Origin of the sequence: Mucilaginibacter sp. McL0603 (assembly GCF_049992945.1) — a bacterium.
Lineage (GTDB): Bacteria > Bacteroidota > Bacteroidia > Sphingobacteriales > Sphingobacteriaceae > Mucilaginibacter.
Window position 1 is genome coordinate 1,326,221 of the sequence record NZ_CP188251.1, and the last position, 22,590, is coordinate 1,348,810.

A 22,590-nucleotide genomic window follows, 5' to 3' on the forward strand; every position below is an offset into this window, starting at 1 on the left:
ATCCCCGCAAATGCAGGGATTTCTCGTTCAAACCAATTTAACTATCGAATCATTCCACCGCGATGATGAAACAACTAAATAATGTTGTATTCTATGTATTAGCATATTCGTTTTAGGGTATCCTAACCCAATCATTGCGATTGTTGATTAAGATAAACAAACATAAATTAAAATATTTATAAGTGCAAGTACTTTTTAAATTTTTTTAATAAGTATCGAGTCGCCTTTTTTAGTAGGGAAAATTTGAGTCACCTTATTTAGTATAATAAGCGTCAGCCATGGTTTTGATTCCTGGCACATGGGAATAAGCTACAGAATGATATAATAATGTATTCGAGTTAATTGTAGATACGGTATCTCTTACATCAAATCCCCCGGGATTAGTGAGGGTGCTTTGTGGGGTTAAAACAAATTTAGATCCCAAAGCTGTGTACTTCATGACGGAAGTGACGGGTGTAATTTTTTGAGGTGGGATTTCTTGCCCGTTGGGTTGATTGGGATAGTAATAATAATCGGTACCAATTATACAAGTGTTATTACTGTTGAATTGCAGGTAATCTGAACCAGTGAAAGGGCGCAAAAAGGTGGTATCATATAGAAAAGCGCCAGTGCTATCTGTCGCGTATATCCTTAATTTTGTTTCCTGCCATTTACCAATTATGGCTACAGACGATTTATTATCTTTTTTGCAGGCAGGCAAACCAAACACAACAATAGCAATAATCAACAATAGATATTGGTGTTTCATATTTTTAAGAGTTATTAACTACTATATTACGAAACAAAGAAGTGTAATGCTACAACCAGGTGAATTATTAATGATTCAGAGCTTATTCTCAATTTTTATCTATTTTCTTTTATATTACGGTCAGAAATTTATTCCCATAAAGTGTTAAAGAAGAATAACTGGATTAAAAATTATAGCGGGATGATCTGGCTGTTAACCGGGATCATAGCCGGCAGCATAGCCGGGATTGTATTCGGTAAACAAGCGGAGATCGTAAAACCTGTTGGCGATATTTTTTTGAATTTGCTTTTTGTTGCTGTAATTCCGCTTGTCTTTTTCGGTATATCTTCTGCAATTGCAAATATCCAGGGCAGTCAAAAATTAGGCCGTATAATGGGTGTAATGGCTGCGACATTTCTGGTAACCGTACTCATTGCCGCTTTGGTAACTATTGCCGCGGTATGGTTATTTCCAATACATCAAAATTTAGCGTTGAGTTCCGATTTGGCAGCTCAAAGCACAAATAAATCAATATCCGGCGACCAGCTAACACAACTTTTTACCACGGGGGAGTTTTTTCAACTACTGTCGCGAAGAAACATGCTGGCCATGATCATTTTTGCAATTTTAGTAGGATTTGGGACATTAAAGACAGGTGAAAAAGGGCATGCTTTTAAACAATTTCTAAATGCCGGGAATGAGGTATTTAAGAATGTATTTATACTGATCATGAAGCCCGCACCTATTGGATTAGGTGCCTATTTTGCTTACCAGGTAGCTTTATTCGGACCTTCTTTATTCGGGACCTATGCACATACAATGGGTATTGGATACGGTGTCAGTATTTTTTACTATGCAGTCTTTTTCAGCCTCTATGCTTTCATAGCCGGAGGGCTAAAGGGTATAAAAGCATATTGGAAAAACAATATTATCCCTTCTGCCACAGCCATAGGTACCTGCAGCAGTATTGCCACAATTCCGGCAAACCTGGAAGCTGCAAAAAAGATGGGCGTTTCGGATGTAATAACAGGGATCACTATACCGCTTGGAGGAACGTTACACAAAGAAGGATCCAGTATATCATCCATTTTAAAGATGGCAGTTGTGTTTGCTATGTTCGGCAGAAGTTTTAATGGTCCAGAGGTAATTTTATTGGCGCTTGGCATGACGGTATTGGTAAGTATTGTTGAAGGAGGAATACCAAACGGCGGTTACGTGGGTGAGATACTTTTTATATCAGCATATGGCCTGCCGCCTGAGGCATTACCACCTGCAATTATTATAGGCACGCTAATTGATCCAATCGCAACTTTACTTAATGCGACAGGTGATACGGTAGCAGCGATGATGATTAACAGGTTTGTACAGGAGAAAAATAAGACGGTTTTTAATACTGAGTGATGAACTTGAATATTAAGCAACTAAGTCATTAGATATTGGCAGTTTTAACCGGGGTTTTATACTCATTTAATTCAAATGCTAATTTTTTAAATTTTAATTTTAATTTTGTGCAGATTAAACTCTTTTTCAATTACTTAGCAGCGCGAGTGGTGCATATTTATGAGACCCATCTTAAGGCAATTTAAACTATTACTTACTCCAATACTTATTCTGCTTGCTGTAACAGCAATATCGCAACAGGTAAAGCATAAGCCTACGGGTGTTAAAATCATGAGCAGTCAGCTAAAGAATTTTTGTCAGCTGGCAGCAGAGGCCAATGTGGAATTTATTTATCCTGCGGGGTTTAAAGAGATACCGGCAATAAATAATGAAAACTTCTCTTTCGACTATGCTATGGTTCTGCCTGGACATGATTTTGAAATATGGTTTAGGGTGAGGTCTCAAAAACTCAATTGGGCCGACTATCAGCGCTACCGTAGCGATAACGCCAGGAGGATTGAAAATCCGGACTCTTTATACAACAAAATAGGGCCGGCTCAGGCTATTTCTTTTACCGGTGATAAAAACTATTTTACAACAATTATTCCGCAGGATGTTTTAGCGCGCTATAACGCAAATGCAGGTAAAACATATCTTTTAAACTTGCTTGACATGCCTGAAACAAAGCATTATAAATATGCTTTATTGATCACATTACAAAAAGACCATATCGGCACAATAGTAGCGGTATGCTTTGCTAACGATAAGGGAGCCGATTTTTTCAAAAACATTAGTAAGGTAAGTAAGTGCCTGAAGTTTAAGCCCTGAGAATTTTCGTTGGAAAGTTGGAATGTTGAAAAGTTAGAATGTTTTTCCCAGCCTGATTAGATAATTTTACGACGTTTTATCTTGCAACGAATGAACAACTTTACAACCTTAAAACTTTACAACCTTTCAACAAGTAATAAGAATGGCAGAACCAACAGCTTATAGTGAAGATAGTATACGGTCACTCGACTGGAAAGAACATATACGCTTAAGACCAGGTATGTATATCGGTAAGTTGGGCGACGGCTCGGCTTATGACGATGGTATTTATGTGCTGTTAAAAGAGATCGTAGATAACTCGATAGATGAGTTTGTGATGGGAGCAGGAAGAACCATTGATGTGAATATGAGTGATCACAAGGTCACCGTCCGCGATTATGGTCGTGGTATTCCTTTGGGTAAGGTGATTGATTGCGTATCTAAGATCAACACTGGTGGTAAATATGATAGCAAGGCTTTCCAAAAATCAGTAGGATTGAACGGTGTGGGTACCAAGGCAGTGAATGCGCTTTCAAACGCATTTACCGTACAGTCATATCGTGATGGAAAAACTAAGGTAGCTGAGTTTGCCAAAGGCGAACTGGTACGTGACGAGGCCGAAAAGGAAACTTCTCAGCGCAATGGCACAGCCATCAACTTTACACCGGATGATACCATTTTCAGGCATTATCATTTTATACCGGAGTTTGTAGAGAATATGATATGGAACTATGTGTTCCTTAATGCCGGGCTCACCATCAATTTTAACGGGCAGAAATATTTATCGGAACGTGGTCTGTATGATCTGCTTTCGCGCAATGTGGATGCTGAAACCATACGCTATCCTATAATTCACCTAAAGGGTGAGGATATAGAAATAGCCATGACCCACGGTCAGCAATATGGTGAGGAATATTACTCTTTTGTAAACGGACAGCATACTACGCAGGGTGGTACCCATCAGGCAGCCTTCCGTGAGGCGGTTGTAAAAACGATACGTGAATTTTATAAAAAAGAGTTTGATGCATCTGATGTACGGGCGTCTATTGTGTCAGCTATCGCGATAAAGGTACAGGAGCCTGTTTTTGAATCGCAAACCAAAACCAAGCTGGGGTCACAAAATGTTGGTCCGGATGGTCCGAGCGTGCGTGGCTTCATCAATGATTTTGTAAAAAAGGAACTTGATAATTATCTGCATAAAAATACGGCTACCGCTGATGCGCTGCTTAAACGCATTATGCAGTCTGAGCGTGAACGTAAGGATATTGCCGGTATTAAAAAACTGGCCAATGAGCGTGCTAAAAAGGCATCCTTACACAACCGTAAACTGCGTGATTGCAAGCTGCACTTTGAAGATAATCACGAACGTAAGCAGGACACCACTCTATTTATCACCGAAGGGGACTCTGCCAGCGGATCGATCACTAAATCCCGTGACGTACAAACCCAGGCGGTCTTTAGTTTGAAGGGTAAACCGTTAAACTGTTATGGACTTACCAAAAAGGTGGTTTATGAAAACGAAGAATTTAACCTGTTGCAGCACGCTCTAAATATCGAGGATGGTCTTGATGGATTGCGTTATAACAATATCGTAATAGCTACCGATGCTGATGTGGACGGTATGCACATCCGCTTGTTAATGATGACCTTCTTTCTGCAGTTTTTCCCCGACCTGGTGAAGGCCGGGCATGTTTCCATATTACAAACACCTTTATTCAGGGTGCGCAATAAAAAAGAGACCATTTATTGTTACAGCGACGAGGAAAGACGTAATGCGATTGCTAAACTCGGCACAAAACCCGAGATCACCCGCTTTAAAGGATTAGGTGAAATATCGCCGGAAGAGTTCGGCTTGTTTATCGGAAAAGATATCCGCCTTGATCCTGTTATTCTGAAAGATGCCAATATCAAAGGCTTGCTGGAATATTATATGGGCAAAAATACCCCAAGCCGCCAGCAGCATATCGTTGGTAATTTAAGGGTAGAGAAGGATGATGAAACAATCAACCCGACTATTGTTGAAGATGAATTGCCATTAGCTGTCTGAACCGTTGATTTATATGATTAAATGATTTCGCTGATGATGGAGACTTACTGGGTTTTTAAAACTTCGTAAGTCTTTCGCTGACTAATAAAAATAGCGATGGGTTTTTAAACCCATCGCTATTTTGTTTTTCTATGACTATTTATTCTATAAAATCTTTATCTTGTATCCCCTTTTTAATTGGGATGCTATAAAATGATCAACCACGAAATAAAAATAAATTTTGAAGAATATACTTCTGTAGAAGAGTTAGGACAGGCGGATAAGGAGCTTTGTCTGGAAGCTGTAAAGGCGCTTGCCAATTCACATTCACCTTATTCTAAATTCAGAGTAGGGGTAGCAATGCGCCTGCAAAGCGGTAAAATATTACATGCCAGCAACCAGGAAAACGTAGCTTATCCTTCGGGACTTTGTGCCGAGCGGGTTGCTCTTTTCAATTGGGGTGCTAATCACCCAAATGATCCAATTGAAACAATGGCCATTACAGCTCATTCAGATGAATTCCTGCTAACCAAACCGATAACTTCCTGTGGTGCTTGTTTGCAGGTATTGGCAGAGTATGAAAAAAAACAAGGCCGTGCAATAAAAATGTTACTCTATTGTCAGCAAGGTGCGGTATGGACGGCAACCGGTATCGAAAGTTTTTTACCATTTTTGTTTTTTGAAGACCGGTTAAACAACTAAACTATGAAACTAAAACTAACGTTACTGATCATCGCTTTGATGTTCGGTGCAAGAATATTTGCGCAAAGCGGATTCCCATTTGATAATGAAATCAGGGATTTTAAACATCAGGACAGCTTGAGCTTTCCCAAATCAAACGGGATCTTATTTATAGGCAGCTCATCCATTCGTAAATGGACCGATCTTGAACAACGTTTTGCCGGAAAGCCGATTATCAGGCGCGGAGTAGGCGGATGTGAGCTTTCGCAATTGGTAAAATATTATACACCTTATATCCTGTTCCCATATCATCCACGCAAAATATTTATTTATGCGGGCGAGAATGATATCGCTGCAGGCGAAACAGCGGATTCGGTTTTTACCAATTTTAAAACCCTGTGGGTGATGATCAGGAAGGAATTGCCAAATGCTGAAATTTACTTTATGTCGATCAAACCGAGCCCCAGCAGGGCAGAGCATTTTAATGAGTTCATTAAAGCTAATACCTTGATCGAGAAATATCTCGCAGGCAAACCCCACAGCTTATTCGTCGATGTGAATACGGTTATCTATAAAACAGAAACAAGCAGGCCCGATTCCACATTATTTGAAAATGACTACCTGCATCTGAACAACAGCGGATATGATCGCTGGCAAAAAGTACTGGAGCCATACGTCAATTAATTTATTTGCGTGCCAAATAGTTAGGTGATTTTTGCCGGGAGTGACAATTCATCAGTTGATCACTGCCATTTTGCGCCTTAAAATCAACGGGTTTACTTTTTGTGGGCGATGATCTATGGATTCATACTCACAAATAATTATTAGTGCCGTTGATAAGCTGCGTACCTCAGTTGTGAAGATCGAGCAATTTGATGTGATAGAAGGTCGCGAAACGATAACCGGTACTGGTACCGGCTTTTTATTCTCATCCGACGGGTATTTATTTACCAATAGCCATGTCATAAAAAAAGCCAAACAATTAAGAGCTATAATATATGATGGCGGCATACATAACGCTACCCTGATAGGCGAAGATCAATATACCGATCTGGCTATTCTGAAAATTGACGCTACAGATTATATACCGGCTGTGATGGGAGATGCTGATGATTTGCAAATTGGCCAATTGGTTATTGCTATTGGTAATCCGCTTGGCTTTCAGCATACAGTGACCGCCGGTGTTATCAGCGCTTTGGGGCGTACGCTTTCAGGCGAGTCAGGTGTCTCAATGGACAGCATGATACAAACCGATGCTGCGCTTAATCCGGGTAATTCAGGCGGACCGCTCATTAATGCTGATGGAGAGGTAGTTGGTGTAAATACGGCTACTATTCGCGGGGCGCAGGGACTTTGTTTTGCCATCAGCATCAATACAGCCAAATCGGTTGCTAATCAATTGATACGCTATGGTAAGGTAAAACGTGCATACATCGGAGCCAGTTTGCAGCAAATAAGCCTGGTACCGAAGTTGCGAACAATTCATCAGCTTAAAAACCAGCAGGCACTATTTATTACACAGGTGGCAAATAACAGTCCGGCAGATAAAGGCGGATTATTAAGCGGTGATATTATTTATGCTTTTAATGATAAGCTGATTGAAACATCAGATCAATTATTCAAAATGCTGACGGGCGATAAAGTAGGGCAGTTTCAATTCATAAGTGTCTTACGCAATAATCAAAAGAAGGAATTGCGTGTTACCCCTGCAGAGCGTTAACAGAACTATTAAAATCAAAGAAGGCCCGGTGACGGGCCTTCTTCATTACAAAACAAAACAATAATCACCTTTTTATTTGAATGAGGTTTCCACCTTCGTAATTTTCCATCCGCTGCCGGCATGTTGTGCAGTGATCACATCAGTACGTGTAAAATCGTTGTATTTCATATCAACCTTCATCACTTCCATCTCGTCATCATTTCTTACAATTGTTTTGGTGCATTGGCAATCCTGTTCAATGTTTTCATTGGCTTTTAATGAACTCATGATCTGTGCTTTGGTGAGTGTATTTACATTCTCGCCGCGCTTCATATCAAAATGGGCGTCATTATCTATTGCATCATCAACTCCGGCTAGTTTTCCGTGTACTACTGCATTTAAATAAGTATCGATCGCTTTATCTTTTGAATTATCGTGGCTGATTAAAGGTGTTGCCTGTGAGGCTCCGCAAATCAATAGTAAGGCCATTCCCATCATCATTGCTTTTAAAGTTTTCATAACATTTTGTATTAAGGTAAATAATTTGATTATGTATATAAGACATACGCACATACCCCATCGTTACACTTAAAAGCCTTAATTTGGATGATTTAACAAACATTTAACATTTATTCCTTAACATTAAGATATTTGTATCTATAGACTGATTTGCCTTCTGCCATGGTTGAGTTTACCACGATAATTTTGCAATTTAATGAACAGGGTGAAAAGACCGGCTGGACGTATATTGAGATTCCGGTTGACATAGCACGGCAGATGAAACCCGGCAACAAGAAATCCTTCAGAGTAAGGGGTATGCTGGATGCTTTTCCGGTGCAAGGTATGGCACTAATGCCGATGGGTGAGGGTAATTTTATAATGGCACTAAAGGCGGAAGTGAGGAAAGGAATACATAAGAACGCCGGGGCCATGCTGCAGGTAAGATTGGAAGAAGACAAAGATTTTAAGGTCGAAATGCCTGCTGATCTGCAAGAGTGCTTCGACTTTGAACCAGAGGCTTTTGAATTTTACAACAGCCTTGCCAAATCACACCGCGAGTATTTTATTAAGTGGATTGACAGCGCCAAAACCAATGAGACGAGGGCAAAACGGATCGTTAATACTGTGAATGCGATGTTAAGGAAATGGAGCTACAGCCAAATGATCAGAGCGATGAGGGGGGAGTAATTGTGCGGGGTTGATCAGCGACTAAATTCCTCAATGAACTCTTGCGGTGTATACACAGGTAGTGTAGGGATGCTGTTTTTCTTCAATTGCTTATCGCGGGAAATAAAGCAATCAATTTTGTGATGAATGGCTGTAAAATATTGAAGCGCGTCTTCAATGTCTGTGAATTTCGAAGACAGTGCTACGATTGCGGTCTCATGTGTAATATCGATGAGAGTTACCTCCATTAGTATCATCAAAAGCAATTCTTTAGTTTTATCACTTCCATAAAACTTAGTAAGATAATGCCCGGTAATATGAAGAATTGAAGAGGTTGTAAAAGCCTGAATTTTACCAGTTATAACTAAATCTAAAACCTGCTTTGCCTCATTATAAGAATCACGTTTCAGTGTAAAGTCAAGCAGCAAGTTTGCATCAAGAAATATCTTAGAAGCCATACTTCTTCACTTGTTCCTGGTAATACAATTCTTTCAGATCGGCTTTAGGATCGATATTAGTCGGGCCAAGTTCTTCAACCATATCTATTATTGTTCTTCGTTTTACTGGTTTGGTAACGACTTTAAGATAGTCCTCAACAATTTCAGATACACTTATGCCTTTTTTCTCTGCATATAGTTTGGTATCATGCAATACGCTTTCCTCGATAGTTAAATTTACTCTTGCCTTCATATATAAGCAAATATACGCACTTTTTTTATTTATACGCATATCTATTGCAAATGTGTGCAAATGTTTAAAATATCTGCACATCTGCATATTTGCACATCTGCACATTATAGTATCTTTACCCATCTATATTTTAGCTAAGAATGAGTGAAGATCTGAGCAATAACGATACCTCTGAAAATAAAGAAGACAAAAAATTACACAATGTAACTTCCCTCGGCGGGCTGTATGAAAACTGGTTCCTGGATTACGCTTCTTATGTAATCCTTGATCGCGCCGTACCGCATTTGCATGATGGGTTAAAACCTGTACAACGGCGTATACTGCACTCCCTTAAGGAGATGGACGACGGACGCTTTAACAAGGCTGCCAACGTGATTGGTAATACCATGAAATATCACCCGCATGGTGATGCTTCTATTGGTGATGCCATGGTGCAGATAGGGCAGAAGAATTTGCTGATAGATTGCCAGGGAAACTGGGGCGATCCGGTTACAGGCGATTCGGCAGCAGCGCCACGTTATATTGAGGCACGCTTATCAAAATTTGCTAATGAAGTGGTTTTCAACCCGGATACTACCGAATGGCAAGCCAGCTATGATGGCCGTAATAAAGAGCCAATAACGCTGCCTGTAAAATTTCCATTGCTGCTTGCCCAGGGTGCTGAAGGCATTGCCGTGGGCCTGGCTACTAAGATATTGCCGCATAACTTTATTGAATTAATTAATGCATCCATAGGCGTATTGCAGGATATCAAACCAAACCTTGTACCCGACTTTTTTACCGGTGGTATGGCTGATTGTTCGGCATATAATGAAGGTCAGCGTGGTGGCAGGGTGCGCGTTCGTGCTAAGATAACGGAGCGGGATAAGAAGACATTGGCTATTACGGAGATTCCATTTGGTACAACAACAGGCAGTCTTATTGATAGTGTTATCTCAGCCAATGATAAGGGGAAGATCAAGATCAAAAAGATTGAGGATAACACAGCAAGGGACGTAGAGATCATCATCCATTTGGCACCCGGTATATCACCTGATGTGACTATTGACGCCTTATATGCCTTCACCGATTGCGAGGTTTCCATATCACCCAATACCTGTGTAATACAGAACGATAAGCCGCGCTTTATGAGTGTGAATGATATGCTCACCGAGAGCACGCATTACACCAAAGAACTGCTGAAACAGGAATTGCAGATCAGGTTGAAGGAATTGATGGAGAAGATATTCTTTAGCTCATTGCTGAAAATATTTATCCAGGAGGGTATGTACAAGCACCCCGACTATGAAGGTGCGGGTAATTTTGAAGGCGTAGTTGAAGTGCTGAATAGATTGTTTACGCCCTTCTTCTCACAGTTTTATCGCGAAATACTGGCGGAGGATTATAAAAGGCTGATTGATAAACCAATGAGCAGCATCACCCGCTTTGATGTGAAAAAAGCGGATGAGCAGATGAAGGCGATTGAAGCGGAGATCAAAGAAGTAAAACATCACCTCAAACACCTGAATGATTATGCCATTGCCTGGTTTCAGAAACTGAAGGACAAATATGGTAAAGATCGTGAACGTAAAACCGAACTGCGCACCTTTGATAAGGTGGAAGCTGCACAGGTAGCCTTAGCCAATGTAAAACTATATGTTAATAAAGTTGACGGGTTTATTGGCAGCGGCTTAAAGAAAGATGAATTTGTATGTGATTGCTCGGATATTGATGAGATTATTGTCTTCCGTGCAGATGGTAAGTGTATCATCACAAAAGTTCAGGATAAGGTATTTGTTGGTAAGGAGATAGAGCACGTAGCAGTATTCAAAAAGAATGATGAACGCACCGTTTATAATATGGTCTACAAAGACGGGCAGAGTGGTGTTAGTTATATCAAACGTTTCAGTGTAGTAGGTGTAACCCGCGATAAGGAATACGACTTGACAAAGGGTACCAAAGGATCAAAGATGCTGTATTTCTCAGCAAATCCTAATGGCGAAGCGGAAGTGGTTAATATACAACTGAAGCCGCACTCCAAACTAAGGAAGGTGCAATTTGATGAAGATTTCGCCACCATCGCCATTAAAGGCCGTAACTCGATGGGCAATATCATCACCAAATATCCGGTAAAGAAGATATCGCTGAAAAGCAAAGGCGTATCCACTCTTTCTGGCAGGAAAATATGGTATGACGCTATTCTGAAGCGCCTTAATGCTGACGGTCGCGGTAAATACCTGGGCGAATTTGATGGTGATGACCGTATACTTACAGTACTAAATAATGGGATTTATGAGTTGACCAGCTTTGACCTGAATAACCATTTTGATGATAAGATGACGCTGATCGAGAAATACGATCCTGAAAAGGTGTATTCTGTGGTTCATTATGATGGCAAGTCGAAAAACTACATGGTGAAACGCTTCATGTTTGAAAATACCGCTATTGGCAAGCAAACGAGCATCATCAGTGAGGAAAGTGGTTCTAAAATGACCCTGATTTCGGGCGCATCACAGATCATGGTAAAAGTAGATCAGCTTAAAGGGAAAACGGAAATCCCTGAAACTATTGAGGTCGAACTCTCCGCTTTAATTGATGTAAAAGGTATGAAAGCGATGGGTAACCGTTTATCGCAGCACACTGTAAAATCAATCGTATTGTTGGCTGAGATCAATCCTGTTGTGGAAGAACCTGAGCCGGAAGTTGAGGAAGAGCAAATTTCTAAAGCATCAGAAATATCTCAGGATGAATCTGTGGAACCACCCGCGAACCCAACTGAACAGCCACATAAAAAGGTAGATTTTGAGATTACCAATCCAGATGATATTGATATAGATGATGATGGGCAATTAGACTTGTTCTAGAATTGAAATCTAAATATAAATTGTCATTCCGATTGCGAAGCGAGGAATCTTCTTCAATAGAAAAGTGGAGAAGATGCTTCGTTCTTCAACATTACGGTAGCTATTACACTCTACCTAGATAGATTTCAGTATCATACTGGAACATCACCGTGCCATTGGTTTGATACTGATGAAATAATGCATTAAGCTGGGCATTGAATCTATGCCCAGCTTCAGTATCCTGAGCCGGAATATAAGAAGAGGAAAACGCGCGACCAGCTAATTGTTCAAAGTTAAACACCTGGAAGTTAGGGAATTTAACCAGTTTGTATTTGCCTTCGCGGTAAAAATTGGCAAAATCAGTCTCGGTCAGGTTTTGATGATTTACGCGCTCATAGTCGCTGGTTTGCTGGGTCAGCAATAGCTCGTAAGCAATGGCAAAATCATCCGCATCAATACAACGATTGTTCCATATCAAAGCAACGTGTCCATAGGGGGCCGATATCCGCTTAAACTCGGCCTTGGTTTCTGCATTATTGAACCAATGAAAAGCCTGTGCGCAAACGATCAGGTTAGCAATTTTATCGTCCAGGGTAGTGTCCTCTGCAGTGCCGTTTACGGAATGAAAGCCGCTTGTTGACTTCAATTGCTTTTCGGCTTCCTTGCGCATGGATTCATTAGGTTCAACAGCATAAACAGTATAGCCACGGTCGAGAAGTAGTTTTGTAAAAATCCCCGTACCTGAACCAATATCAGCAATTGGAGTTTCCGGGGTTAAATGACATTGCTGCTGCAGGTAATCAAGCACTTTATCGGGATAGCTTGGTCTGTATTTCGCATAATTTTCTACCCGGTTACCAAAACGTAAAGTTGAATTATGTGTCATAAAGTCAAATTTTGATTTCCGACAGTATCTGTTATTTAAATGCTGATATAAAATGCCGCTTCAAAAACATGTCCATATTTAAGATGCTGTATGGCTTCCTTTTGCGTTATATCCACGTGTTTGCCCTCAGTATCAGCGCATCCCAACCAGGGCTCAATACATAAAAAATCGGCACCCGGTTTGGCCCATATTCCCATATAGTTAAAATGCGGGAATTCAACCGCCAAAGTGCGATCATGTTTACTGCTTTTGATCATCACTTCGCGTGAGCGCAAGTTCTTGAATACCCAGGCATCCTGCTTAAACATTTCACGGGTAAGTGGCAATTTTTTGTCATTCAATTTAACAGGCTGTTTTTCTCCTGTAAAAAATCCATCAGCAGATAGCATGTGTTTTTCCAGCTTTTCATCTACCTCAAATTCGAGGTAATAATCTTCGTAGCTTTCACCTATGTTAAAGGGTACGTTAAAAGCAGGATGTCCACCTACTGAAAAATAGATGGGTTCGCGCTGCTGATTGATCACTTTGTAAGTGACCCTCAACGCATTATCTATCAAATCATAGTGTATTTGAAAGTCGAATTTGTAAGGATATACTTCAAGTGTGTGGTCGGAGTGCGGTAGCGAGAACCTGGCAGATACATCATTCGATTCGATCAGCAATGATTCCGACTGACGATTAAACCCATGTCGCTCCATTTTATAAGCCTTGCCGTTAACAAGCAGCTCATTATTGATAAGTCCGCCCACTACGGGGAACAGGTTTGGTGCATGCCATGGCCAGATATTAGAATTGCCTTGCCATAACTGTTCTACACCCGAAACTTTGTTGTAGAGCGAGGTCATTTCACCGCCTTTATTGCGGATGGATACTTTTAAGAAATCGTTTTCAATGGTGGTCATAAGTATCGGTTAATTTATCGGCTAAATAAACTACAAAGTACCGCAATTTTTATATAAATCCGATCATTTTATACTAACCAATAACGTTGAAGCTTGTTTGGGAATAGTGATTAGAGATTGGTGAATAGCGATTAGTTTGCTGTGATGTAAATTCTCCATAGCAAAAACATAATACAGGCCTCACCTAAACGGCATAGCCTTCATGAACGCCTTGAAAAACAAATAATAATGTGAATAATCCTCTCCAAAGGAGAGGACTTTTTTAAAAAATATCTAAACTGCTTCAACTCCCTATCCTTTGGAGAGGGCCGGGGTGAGGCTATTTAATCGTCATCATCTTTCTTTTTCTTCTCAAGAATAACAAAGGCACTACGTTTAGGTGCAGGCATTATGGAGTTTTCGCCTTTTACATATTTCCATATTACTTCGTTCAGGTCCAGGTCTGGCACTTTATCCTCTTGTGCGAGGTTGAAAAATTGTGAACGTTTGCTGCTTTCGTTATCTGCTACATTGCGTTGTTCAAGGTCGACCTGTGCGGGTTTGGCGGTATATGGTGTAAGATCAGGCTTATTGGCAAAACAATCAAACATAGGCATGGCAGCAGCATCATACTGGCTCATTGGGGGTAATCCTAGTATCAGCTCAATAGTACGCAATACACCGGAGGTTGAATACATATCATGGATTACAGCATTGCGCTTTACATATGCACCGGCCACAAATACAGGTGAGCGGTGTGCATCAATATGATCGGGGCCGTTTTGGGCATCATCCTCCAATATAAACACTACGGATTCTTTCCAGATCGGGCTTTTTGAAAGATGTTCAAGGAACATTCCAATGGCAAGATCATTATCACCAACTGCCGCAATAGGTGATATGGCACCTTTATGCTGACCACTGGTATGGTCGTTTGATATGCGAATAGTATTTAACTGCGGTACAGCATTAATTGCCAGCAACGAGTCAAAATCATGTGCCCATATTTCTTCACGTCTGACATCTTTGATATTAAGGTCAAAGCTTGGTGATTTTACACAATAATGCCCTTCTAAAACCTTAATGTTAGGTTTATACTCATCTGCAAATTCGCCATAAGTGCGGTAGCTTACCCCCGCACGTTTACAATAATCCCAGATATAACCATCGCGGGGATCACCGGCCTTGCGGGTTCCTTCTGAATCATAATTACCTCCCCGACTGCCATAGCTGGTAGGCCAGGTTTTTTCAATAAAATCCGTAGCGTAAGCTGCAGTACTCCAGTTATGGCCGTCTGCGCTTACCTCTGCATCTACGTAAAAATTATCCAGCAAAACAAATTCGCTGGCTATGCCGTGATGATTTGGCGTAACATGCTGTCCGAAAATACATAACGAAGTATCACCATTGCCCTGAGGCATATCGCCCAAGACCTGGTCGTACGTACGGTTCTCTTTAATGATATAGAAGACATGTTTTATCGGCGATAGCTCTCCCTTTTTACGTGGGATGGGATTGCCCTCCAGGCCATCAGCCAAAGTGGTCTTTTTATCATTGAAAAGGGTATTGGCATATACCTGTTTGGTGTAAACTTTAAGTTGAGCTTCCTGCGGTGCTTTTATAAACGATAATGTCCCTTTAAATAAGCCACCAATATATTGCTCCCTGCTATTTACAGCCCCTTTCTGATAACCACTGTTATCAGCTTTTTTTACAGGCTGAGGACCCTTCGGGTTAGCCATCGAGGTAAAACCCTTGCCATTTGCTACCAGTATGGTGTTCCCCAATGTTTTTACATTGGTTGGATACCATCCAACAGGAATAAAGCCCATACTTTTGCTGCTACCGGGTTTGGATACATCAAATACTGCCAGGCAGTTGTTGTCGGCATTGGCTATATAAAGTGTCTTTTCATCGGGTGACAAAGCCAGCCCGTTGGTAGTTGAGCCGGTAAGCCGGGTAGGATAGAGTGCGGTTGATACCGTTTCGACAGTCTTTTCAGTTGCTGTGTTAATGATTGAAACGGAATTATCATTCGCATTAGCCACAAACAGGTAAGTGCCTTTTTTATTCAGCAGCAATTCGTTAGGGTGACTGCCTGTTTTTATAGTTTTGGTAATACTTTGTGATGCAGTATTATATACTACCACTTTTTCGCCTCCCCAAATGGAAATGTACAGGTTCTTATCATCTGGTGATAAGATACAACTGTAAGCTTCGGCTGGTAGTTTAACTTGCTTTACTATTTTATTGGTTTTCAAATCAACCACATACAAGGCGCTATCTTCTTTGGTGACGGTATATAAGTGGGTATCACTTTTATTTACAGCGATACCGGTTGTACATACCTTATTCTTCGGCCAGGATGCCGGTGCTAATTTGATGGTATCCGCATCGCCGATCTTATTATCTGCTATATGATAAGCCAGTATCCGGTTATCATTACCACCGGATACATACAATATTTTTTCATCATGACTAAAGGCCAGTCCGTACCATGATTTTTTGATTATCCTTTCATCCAGCAGTTTCTCATTCTTTGGGTCGATCAATTGGATGGATTGTGTGCTTTGGCCGTTATTGGTAACTGCCAGTAATTTGCCTGATGCTGAAATCTGCATATTCAAGGGCAGATCGCCCAGTGGCAACGCTGTACCAGCCGGACTTAATTTCCAACCATTAGGTAAAAGTACCTGCCCGGTTTGCTCAATCTTACCTGGATGTTGTGCATATATATGCGAAGCAACTGCTAAAAGAATAATTGTACTGAAAAGTCGTTTTTGTTTCATAGTTAATTAGCGATGACAGATCAAAAATACAGATTGATCTGTTTCAAATTCATCATTAACAAAAACTTAATATTAGTGAGCAGTGATTGGACAATAGTGACCAGTGTCGTGTCAATTAAGAACTGACGTTTAGTCCCGAGTCGAAAGTCACAGGTCTTGAGTCAGGAAAGCATAAAATTGACTTATGACTTACGACTAAAGACTGTTGACTTGACCCTAGTTATTGTTACGTTATCAATAAAAGCTGACCAGTTTTTTCAAAAATTATTTCAATATTTCCGGCCTGATCTTATCAGTAAACTCTTTGGCAAATTTATTCAGCTTGGGCTGTATTACGAAAGCGCAATAAGATTTATTGGGATTATCATTGTAATAATTCTGGTGATAATCTTCGGCTTTGTAAAAAACACTTGCCTTAGTTATTTCTGTAACGATAGGCTTATCAAATACCTTTTCGTCAGTTAGCCTTTTGATCATAGCCTCCGATTGCTGTTTTTGTTCATCGGTATAATAAAATATGGCCGAGCGATATTGTGTACCTATATCATTGCCCTGGCGATTGAGTGTGGTTGGATTATGCGTTCTGAAAAATACCAGCAACAACTCATCAAATGATATTTCGTCGGCATCATATTCCAGGTGGATCACTTCTGCATAGCCAGTATTGCCATTACAAACCTGCTCGTAAGTAGGGTTTTTAATATGGCCACCCATGTAGCCGGATGTAACCGATTTTATGCCTTTAAGTGTTTGAAATATAGCTTCTGTGCACCAGAAACAGCCGTTTCCGAATGTTATTTTCCGTATGTTCATATTTATTTAATAACCAATATAATGCCGATTTGATTTGCCTGTCAGAAAGGCATATAAAAGCAAATATTTTATCGTTGCAATTTAATTTATTAGTGTTGTTGTAAATAATTTATAATTTAGTGTCTGATATACATTTATCGCCAATATAAACTAATATGCCTTTATTTAAAACTCCATTACTTGCAGCAAGGGTGATTTTTTTGCTGTCGATCATCACTTTTACCCAGAAAAGCTTTAGTCAACCCCGGAATTCGGTGGCAAATTTCCACAGATCAATTGCCGATTTTGACAAAGGCTGGCATTTTCATTTGGGGGATGTGAGCGGGGCTGAAAATCCTACCATAAGTGATGCAGCATGGCGTACATTGGATCTTCCGCACGACTGGAGCGTTGAAGGAACGTTCAGCAAAGAAAACCCGGCAACACCTGAAGGTGGCGCATTGCCCGGAGGCATAGGTTGGTATAGAAAATCATTTACCGTTCCGGCATCTTCAAAAGGCAAAGAAGTATATATTGATTTTGACGGTGTTTATCAGAAAAGCACAGTTTGGATAAACGGACATGAGTTGGGTTTCAGACCTAACGGCTACATCTCATTCCGTTATGATCTGACACCTTATTTAAAGTTTGGCGGTCAGAATGTCATCGCTGTTAAGGTTGATAATTCGGTTCAGCCAAACTCGCGCTGGTATTCGGGTTCCGGGATTTACAGGAATGTATGGCTGGTGACGACAAATAAAATCGCTATTGATCATTGGGGAACTTATGTGACTACACCTGAGGTAAGTGAGCAATCAGCATTGATACATTTAGAAACACATATAAAAAATCTCAACGGTAATCCTGCCAAAGTTACGCTGGCGACAACTGTTTATAATGCTGCTGGCAAGCCCGTTATCACTTTAAATACGGCAGAAACAGATGTTAGTACCTCAAATTATGTAGCACAGGAAATAACTGTGACCAAGCCCGAGTTATGGTCGGTTGATCATCCTTATCTATACAAAGTAGTTACTAAAGTGATGTCGGGTAAGGCTGTTATTGATGAATATACCACTCCATTAGGTATCCGCTATTTTAATTTTGATGCTGATAAGGGCTTTTCACTGAACGGCAAGCCGATGAAAATATTAGGTGTGTGTGATCACCATGATCTGGGCTCACTCGGTGCAGTAGTTAATTACCGTGCTTTGGAACGCCAGTTGCAAATGCTGAAGGCTATGGGATGTAATGGTATCCGTACTTCACACAATCCGCCAGCGCCTGAACTGCTTGAGCTTTGTGATAAAATGGGCTTCATCGTGATGGACGAAGCTTTTGATTGCTGGGAGGTGAGAAAGGCAAAGTATGATTATCACCTATTTTTTAAAGAATGGCACAAACGCGATCTGGAAGACCAAATTCTTCGCGACCGCAACCACCCGAGCGTGATGATATGGAGCATCGGCAACGAGATACCGCAGCAGGGCGATACAAGCGCTTTACGTATAGCGCCTGAACTGGCAGGCATTGTACATAGCCTGGATAAAACCCGTCCGATCACAACAGCAAATGACCGTCCGGATACTACCAACAAGATCATTAAATCAGGAGCGATTGACCTGATCGGTTATAACTACCATGAGTTTGATTATGCTAAATTTCATGACAGGTACCCAGGTAAAAAGTTCATAGCTACTGAAACAACCTCAGGATTGGAAACACGCGGGCATTATGATATGCCATCTGATAGCATACGCGTTTGGCCTCCAAGATGGGATAAGCCATTTACAACGGGTAATGCTGATCACACGGTATCTGCCTATGATAATGTTCGCCCTGCATGGGGTTCAACGCATGAAGCAACGTGGAAAGTGATGAAGAAATATGATTTCCTTTCGGGTTTGTTTATCTGGACAGGCTTTGATTATTTAGGAGAGCCAACGCCATATTCATGGCCTTCACGCAGCTCATATTTTGGTATTATCGACCTTGCGGGCTTCCCTAAAGATATTTATTACATGTACCAGAGCGAATGGACCGATAAAACTGTGCTGCATATCTTCCCGCATTGGAACTGGACTCCCGGAAAAACTGTTGATGTATGGGCATTCTACAATCATGCTGATGAAGTGGAATTGTTCCTGAACGGCAAATCGTTAGGTGTTAAAAAGAAAGAAGGTGATGACCTGCATATAATGTGGCGCGTAAAATATGAGCCCGGAACATTAAAGGCAGTATCCCGTAAGGATGGAAAAGTAGTTTTAACCCGCGAGATACATACTGCCGGAAAACCTGCAAAAATTGAACTGGTAGCTGATCGCAAAAATATTAAGGCTGATGGTAAGGATTTGTCATTTATCACCGTTAAAATACTGGATAAGGATGGCAACGTAGTGCCTGATGCTGATAACCTGGTAAACTTTAAAATTAACGGCAATGCTTCTATAGCCAGCGTGGACAATGGTTTAGAAACAGACCATGACCCTTTCAAGGCTGATTATCGCCATGCATTTAATGGATTAGCTTTGGCTATTGTGCAATCGAAAGATAAGCCGGGCAGTATTACTTTTACAGCTACCTCGCAAGGCTTGCAGGGTGCGACGGTAGTGTTGCAGACGAAATAAGATTTTTTCCTTTTTGTCATCCTGAGCGATAGCGAAGGATCTTCTGCACCATGCAAAGCGAATAAGCAGGTCGAAGAAGATGTTTCACTATCGTTCAACATGACAAAGGGTAAGTCTGATATGTTCATTCTTGATATTTTCTCATCAAACTCTTAACTTGTTGGTCTAAACGCCACCTATGATAAAAAACTACTTCAAAACCACGTTCAGGTACTTTTGGAATCATAAGACTTTTTCTCTCATCAATATTATAGGCTTAGCAACAGGTATTTGTGTATGCTTTTTTGCTTTGTTATATGTTCAGTTCGAGCTAAGTCGTGATGGTTATAACCGACAAGCAGATAATATTTACCGGTTAGTAACTGATATAAAAACCTCGAAAGGCATTAATTACGAAAGCACTCCGGCGCCAATGGCCCCGGCTATACAATCTGAATTTCCTGAGATAAAAGCCGTGGCAAGGGTATTTATGGATGACATGATCATCCAGAGCAAGCCGGACAATGCCATAAAAGAAGAAATCGCCTATGCTGATGCGTCAGTGTTTAAAATATTTACGTGGCCTGTGCTGCGTGGAAACAAGGCACATTTATTTGACGCCCCGTTTAACGTGGTGTTATCTGAAAGTGCGGCAAAAAAGTATTTTGGAACGGATGACGCGTTAGGACAAACCCTCCTGATTAATGGTAAAGACAGGGCAACCGTTACCGGGATAATGAAGGACATTCCCTATGATTCCCATTTGCGGGTGGATATGCTGTTTTCTATATCGACCCTGGTAAATGCGAATTGGGACCATAACTGGACATATTTTGGATTTTATACCTATCTCTTATTGCAACCTGGTTATAATGCTGCCGAACTTCAGGCTAAGTTGCCTGCATTCGTTAAAGCTAATTTCGACCAAAGCCAGGTAAAATATCAACTTGCTATCGAACCATTAAAAAAGGTTTATCTGTATGGCAAACCACGCGGCCATCGCACCGGCGCATCCGCAAGCGGAAGTATCACCAATGTGTATATCGTTTCAGTGATAGCGATATTGGTGCTGTTTATTGCCTGTTTTAATTTTATCAACCTGACCACTGCATTTTCATTGCAAAGGGCAAAGGAAATAGGCGTACGCAAAGTATTAGGTGCATCAAAAAGTCAGTTAGTATTCCAGTTTTTTATGGATGCTATTATGCTGTGCCTTATCTCATTTGTGATCGCGTTGGCGTTAGCAGTTTTATTATTGCCGTTGTTCAATCAATTGGTCGGGACTATCATTAGCACCAATATTTTTTCGCAGTTTCAAAATATTGCGTGGTTGTTTTTGATAGCGGTGATTGTAGGGATATTATCGGGTGCTTATCCGGCGCTGTTTTTATCCGGTTTTAAGCCGATCAGCAGCTTAAAAGGAAAGTTTGCATCGTCAGGCAAAGGATTAATATTACGCAAGACATTAGTCGTTGCACAATTTTCTATTTCAATTTTCCTGATTATCGCTACAGTAGTGGTTTATCAGCAGCTTGATTTTATGCAGAACCAGCAGCTTGGATTTCAAAAGGATCATAAACTGGTGATCGATTTTCAGTTTGATAGTCGTGTAATGGGGCATACTGATGCTATAAAACAACAATTGGCTGCTATACCCGGAGTAGGGATGGCCAGCTTTTCGTCGTCTATACCGGGTACGCCCAATAATCAATATAAAACAGTTTTAGAAAACAGCAATAATGAAAAGCAGGAGCAGCGGACAGATGCTTATTTTATCGATAATGATTTTTTAAAGCAATACCAGGTAAATGTAATCGCTGGTAGGGGCTTCTCAAAAAATTCAGCTGCTGATACTTTAAAAACCATGCTGATCAATGAGACTATGGTTAAGAACCTGGGCTTTACAAATCCTGATGAAGCGATAGGGAAGCATTTTTTTCAGATGAATCATGAAGGGGTGATCATCGGAGTAGTAAAAGACTTTCATTTTCATTCATTCCAGGAAAAAGTACAACCACTTACCTTAACGTTAAACCCATGGAATTTTACGCTTCTAACCGTTAATGTATCGTCAGAGAATACCCAGCGAACTATAAATAAGATCGAATCAGCCTGGAAAAATATTGCGCCAGGCCTTCCATTTGTTTATTATTTTGCTGACGAAGCTTATAATCAGCAATATGTAGCACAGAAACGATTTGGTAGCCTCTTTATTTGTTTTGCGATGATAGCCATTGTAATATCCTGTCTCGGGTTACTGGGTTTATCCGCCTTTAACACCACACAGCGTAAAAAGGAGATCGGCATCCGCAAAGTACTGGGGGCGTCTGTGGGAAGTATCACCGCTATGTTATCCAAAGATTTTGTAAGGCTTATTCTGATCGCATTGTTGGTCGCATCACCCATATCTTGGTGGGCAATGCATAGCTGGCTGCAAGGCTTTGCTTATCGCATTAATATACCTTTGTGGGTGTTTCTTTTTTCGGGTGCGGCGGCGATATTTATTGCTTTGTTGACTATTAGTTTTCAATCGATCAAAGCGGCTGTTGCTAATCCGGTGAAGAGTTTGAGGAATGATTAGTTTTGTTGGTTAGACGATTGTTAGTGACCGCCCAAACAATGGCTGAAGGATATAAA

General features: G+C 40.7%; 18 protein-coding genes. 10 read left to right on the top strand and 8 right to left on the bottom strand.

Going from position 1 to position 22,590, the window contains the following annotated elements:
- Positions 1-253: 253 nt before the first annotated feature.
- Positions 254-748, bottom strand: a complete 495-nt coding sequence (locus ACPPVU_RS06200; RefSeq protein ID WP_426670816.1) for a hypothetical protein — start codon at positions 746-748, stop codon at positions 254-256.
- A 180-nt stretch (positions 749-928) separates the two neighbouring features.
- On the opposite strand from ACPPVU_RS06200, the gene ACPPVU_RS06205 reads away from it, so the two are divergent.
- From ACPPVU_RS06205 to ACPPVU_RS06230, 6 genes are all read left to right on the top strand, one after another.
- A complete protein-coding gene (locus ACPPVU_RS06205; protein WP_426670817.1) occupies positions 929-2,128 on the top strand; it encodes a dicarboxylate/amino acid:cation symporter in 1,200 nt (399 codons plus the stop codon).
- 159 nt (positions 2,129-2,287) lie between these two features.
- Complete coding sequence (locus ACPPVU_RS06210; protein ID WP_426670818.1) at positions 2,288-2,935, top strand: hypothetical protein; 648 nt, start codon at positions 2,288-2,290, stop codon at positions 2,933-2,935.
- Positions 2,936-3,077: 142 nt separating this feature from the next.
- Positions 3,078-4,961: a DNA topoisomerase IV subunit B gene (locus ACPPVU_RS06215; RefSeq protein ID WP_426670819.1), complete on the top strand. Its 1,884-nt coding sequence runs from the start codon at positions 3,078-3,080 to the stop codon at positions 4,959-4,961.
- A 192-nt stretch (positions 4,962-5,153) separates the two neighbouring features.
- Complete coding sequence (locus tag ACPPVU_RS06220) at positions 5,154-5,642, top strand: cytidine deaminase (protein WP_426670820.1); 489 nt, start codon at positions 5,154-5,156, stop codon at positions 5,640-5,642.
- Between the two features lie 3 nt (positions 5,643-5,645).
- Positions 5,646-6,305, top strand: coding sequence for a GDSL-type esterase/lipase family protein (locus tag ACPPVU_RS06225; RefSeq protein ID WP_426670821.1), 660 nt, complete (start codon positions 5,646-5,648; stop codon positions 6,303-6,305).
- A 115-nt stretch (positions 6,306-6,420) separates the two neighbouring features.
- Entirely contained in the window at positions 6,421-7,341 is a 921-nt protein-coding gene (locus tag ACPPVU_RS06230; RefSeq protein WP_426670822.1) for a S1C family serine protease, read from the top strand.
- A 72-nt stretch (positions 7,342-7,413) separates the two neighbouring features.
- On the opposite strand, the gene ACPPVU_RS06235 is transcribed toward ACPPVU_RS06230, so the two are convergent.
- A complete protein-coding gene (locus tag ACPPVU_RS06235; RefSeq protein ID WP_426670823.1) occupies positions 7,414-7,839 on the bottom strand; it encodes a nuclear transport factor 2 family protein in 426 nt (141 codons plus the stop codon).
- A gap of 162 nt (positions 7,840-8,001) precedes the next feature.
- Here ACPPVU_RS06235 and ACPPVU_RS06240 point away from each other — a divergent pair, with 162 nt between their 5' ends.
- Entirely contained in the window at positions 8,002-8,508 is a 507-nt protein-coding gene (locus ACPPVU_RS06240; protein ID WP_426670824.1) for a YdeI/OmpD-associated family protein, read from the top strand.
- A gap of 14 nt (positions 8,509-8,522) precedes the next feature.
- On the opposite strand, the gene ACPPVU_RS06245 is transcribed toward ACPPVU_RS06240, so the two are convergent.
- Complete coding sequence (locus ACPPVU_RS06245; RefSeq protein ID WP_426670825.1) at positions 8,523-8,945, bottom strand: type II toxin-antitoxin system VapC family toxin; 423 nt, start codon at positions 8,943-8,945, stop codon at positions 8,523-8,525.
- Entirely contained in the window at positions 8,935-9,177 is a 243-nt protein-coding gene (locus ACPPVU_RS06250; RefSeq protein ID WP_426670826.1) for a DUF6364 family protein, read from the bottom strand. Before ACPPVU_RS06250 ends, ACPPVU_RS06245 begins: the two co-directional genes overlap by 11 nt.
- Positions 9,178-9,317: 140 nt before the next feature.
- On the opposite strand from ACPPVU_RS06250, the gene ACPPVU_RS06255 reads away from it, so the two are divergent.
- Entirely contained in the window at positions 9,318-12,020 is a 2,703-nt protein-coding gene (locus tag ACPPVU_RS06255) for a DNA gyrase/topoisomerase IV subunit A (protein ID WP_426670827.1), read from the top strand.
- 103 nt (positions 12,021-12,123) lie between these two features.
- Here ACPPVU_RS06255 and ACPPVU_RS06260 read toward each other — a convergent pair whose 3' ends face one another.
- The 4 genes from ACPPVU_RS06260 to msrA form a co-directional block, all read right to left on the bottom strand.
- Complete coding sequence (locus ACPPVU_RS06260; protein ID WP_426670828.1) at positions 12,124-12,885, bottom strand: class I SAM-dependent methyltransferase; 762 nt, start codon at positions 12,883-12,885, stop codon at positions 12,124-12,126.
- Positions 12,886-12,920: 35 nt separating this feature from the next.
- Positions 12,921-13,787 (bottom strand): aldose 1-epimerase family protein, encoded by an 867-nt coding sequence (locus ACPPVU_RS06265; protein WP_426670829.1) that lies wholly within the window; start codon positions 13,785-13,787, stop codon positions 12,921-12,923.
- A 323-nt stretch (positions 13,788-14,110) separates the two neighbouring features.
- A complete protein-coding gene (locus tag ACPPVU_RS06270) occupies positions 14,111-16,555 on the bottom strand; it encodes a bifunctional YncE family protein/alkaline phosphatase family protein (RefSeq protein ID WP_426670830.1) in 2,445 nt (814 codons plus the stop codon).
- A 264-nt stretch (positions 16,556-16,819) separates the two neighbouring features.
- Complete coding sequence (msrA, locus tag ACPPVU_RS06275; protein WP_426670831.1) at positions 16,820-17,368, bottom strand: peptide-methionine (S)-S-oxide reductase MsrA; 549 nt, start codon at positions 17,366-17,368, stop codon at positions 16,820-16,822.
- Positions 17,369-17,523: 155 nt separating this feature from the next.
- On the opposite strand from msrA, the gene galB reads away from it, so the two are divergent.
- A complete protein-coding gene (galB, locus tag ACPPVU_RS06280) occupies positions 17,524-19,974 on the top strand; it encodes a beta-galactosidase GalB (RefSeq protein WP_426670832.1) in 2,451 nt (816 codons plus the stop codon).
- Positions 19,975-20,152: 178 nt separating this feature from the next.
- The gene (locus tag ACPPVU_RS06285) at positions 20,153-22,534 is read left to right on the top strand and encodes an ABC transporter permease (protein WP_426670833.1); all 2,382 of its coding nucleotides are present in this window, start codon (positions 20,153-20,155) and stop codon (positions 22,532-22,534) included.
- The last annotated feature ends 56 nt before the right edge of the window (positions 22,535-22,590 follow it).

Bases quoted from the DNA above. Each gene is read 5' to 3' on its own strand.
- ACPPVU_RS06200 (WP_426670816.1), bottom strand. From the start codon at position 748: ATGAAACACCAATATCTATTGTTGATTATTGCTATTGTTGTGTTTGGT.
- ACPPVU_RS06205 (WP_426670817.1), top strand. From the start codon at position 929: ATGATCTGGCTGTTAACCGGGATCATAGCCGGCAGCATAGCCGGGATT.
- ACPPVU_RS06210 (WP_426670818.1), top strand. From the start codon at position 2,288: ATGAGACCCATCTTAAGGCAATTTAAACTATTACTTACTCCAATACTT.
- ACPPVU_RS06215 (WP_426670819.1), top strand. From the start codon at position 3,078: ATGGCAGAACCAACAGCTTATAGTGAAGATAGTATACGGTCACTCGAC.
- ACPPVU_RS06220 (WP_426670820.1), top strand. From the start codon at position 5,154: ATGATCAACCACGAAATAAAAATAAATTTTGAAGAATATACTTCTGTA.
- ACPPVU_RS06225 (WP_426670821.1), top strand. From the start codon at position 5,646: ATGAAACTAAAACTAACGTTACTGATCATCGCTTTGATGTTCGGTGCA.
- ACPPVU_RS06230 (WP_426670822.1), top strand. From the start codon at position 6,421: ATGGATTCATACTCACAAATAATTATTAGTGCCGTTGATAAGCTGCGT.
- ACPPVU_RS06235 (WP_426670823.1), bottom strand. From the start codon at position 7,839: ATGAAAACTTTAAAAGCAATGATGATGGGAATGGCCTTACTATTGATT.
- ACPPVU_RS06240 (WP_426670824.1), top strand. From the start codon at position 8,002: ATGGTTGAGTTTACCACGATAATTTTGCAATTTAATGAACAGGGTGAA.
- ACPPVU_RS06245 (WP_426670825.1), bottom strand. From the start codon at position 8,945: ATGGCTTCTAAGATATTTCTTGATGCAAACTTGCTGCTTGACTTTACA.
- ACPPVU_RS06250 (WP_426670826.1), bottom strand. From the start codon at position 9,177: ATGAAGGCAAGAGTAAATTTAACTATCGAGGAAAGCGTATTGCATGAT.
- ACPPVU_RS06255 (WP_426670827.1), top strand. From the start codon at position 9,318: ATGAGTGAAGATCTGAGCAATAACGATACCTCTGAAAATAAAGAAGAC.
- ACPPVU_RS06260 (WP_426670828.1), bottom strand. From the start codon at position 12,885: ATGACACATAATTCAACTTTACGTTTTGGTAACCGGGTAGAAAATTAT.
- ACPPVU_RS06265 (WP_426670829.1), bottom strand. From the start codon at position 13,787: ATGACCACCATTGAAAACGATTTCTTAAAAGTATCCATCCGCAATAAA.
- ACPPVU_RS06270 (WP_426670830.1), bottom strand. From the start codon at position 16,555: ATGAAACAAAAACGACTTTTCAGTACAATTATTCTTTTAGCAGTTGCT.
- msrA (WP_426670831.1), bottom strand. From the start codon at position 17,368: ATGAACATACGGAAAATAACATTCGGAAACGGCTGTTTCTGGTGCACA.
- galB (WP_426670832.1), top strand. From the start codon at position 17,524: ATGCCTTTATTTAAAACTCCATTACTTGCAGCAAGGGTGATTTTTTTG.
- ACPPVU_RS06285 (WP_426670833.1), top strand. From the start codon at position 20,153: ATGATAAAAAACTACTTCAAAACCACGTTCAGGTACTTTTGGAATCAT.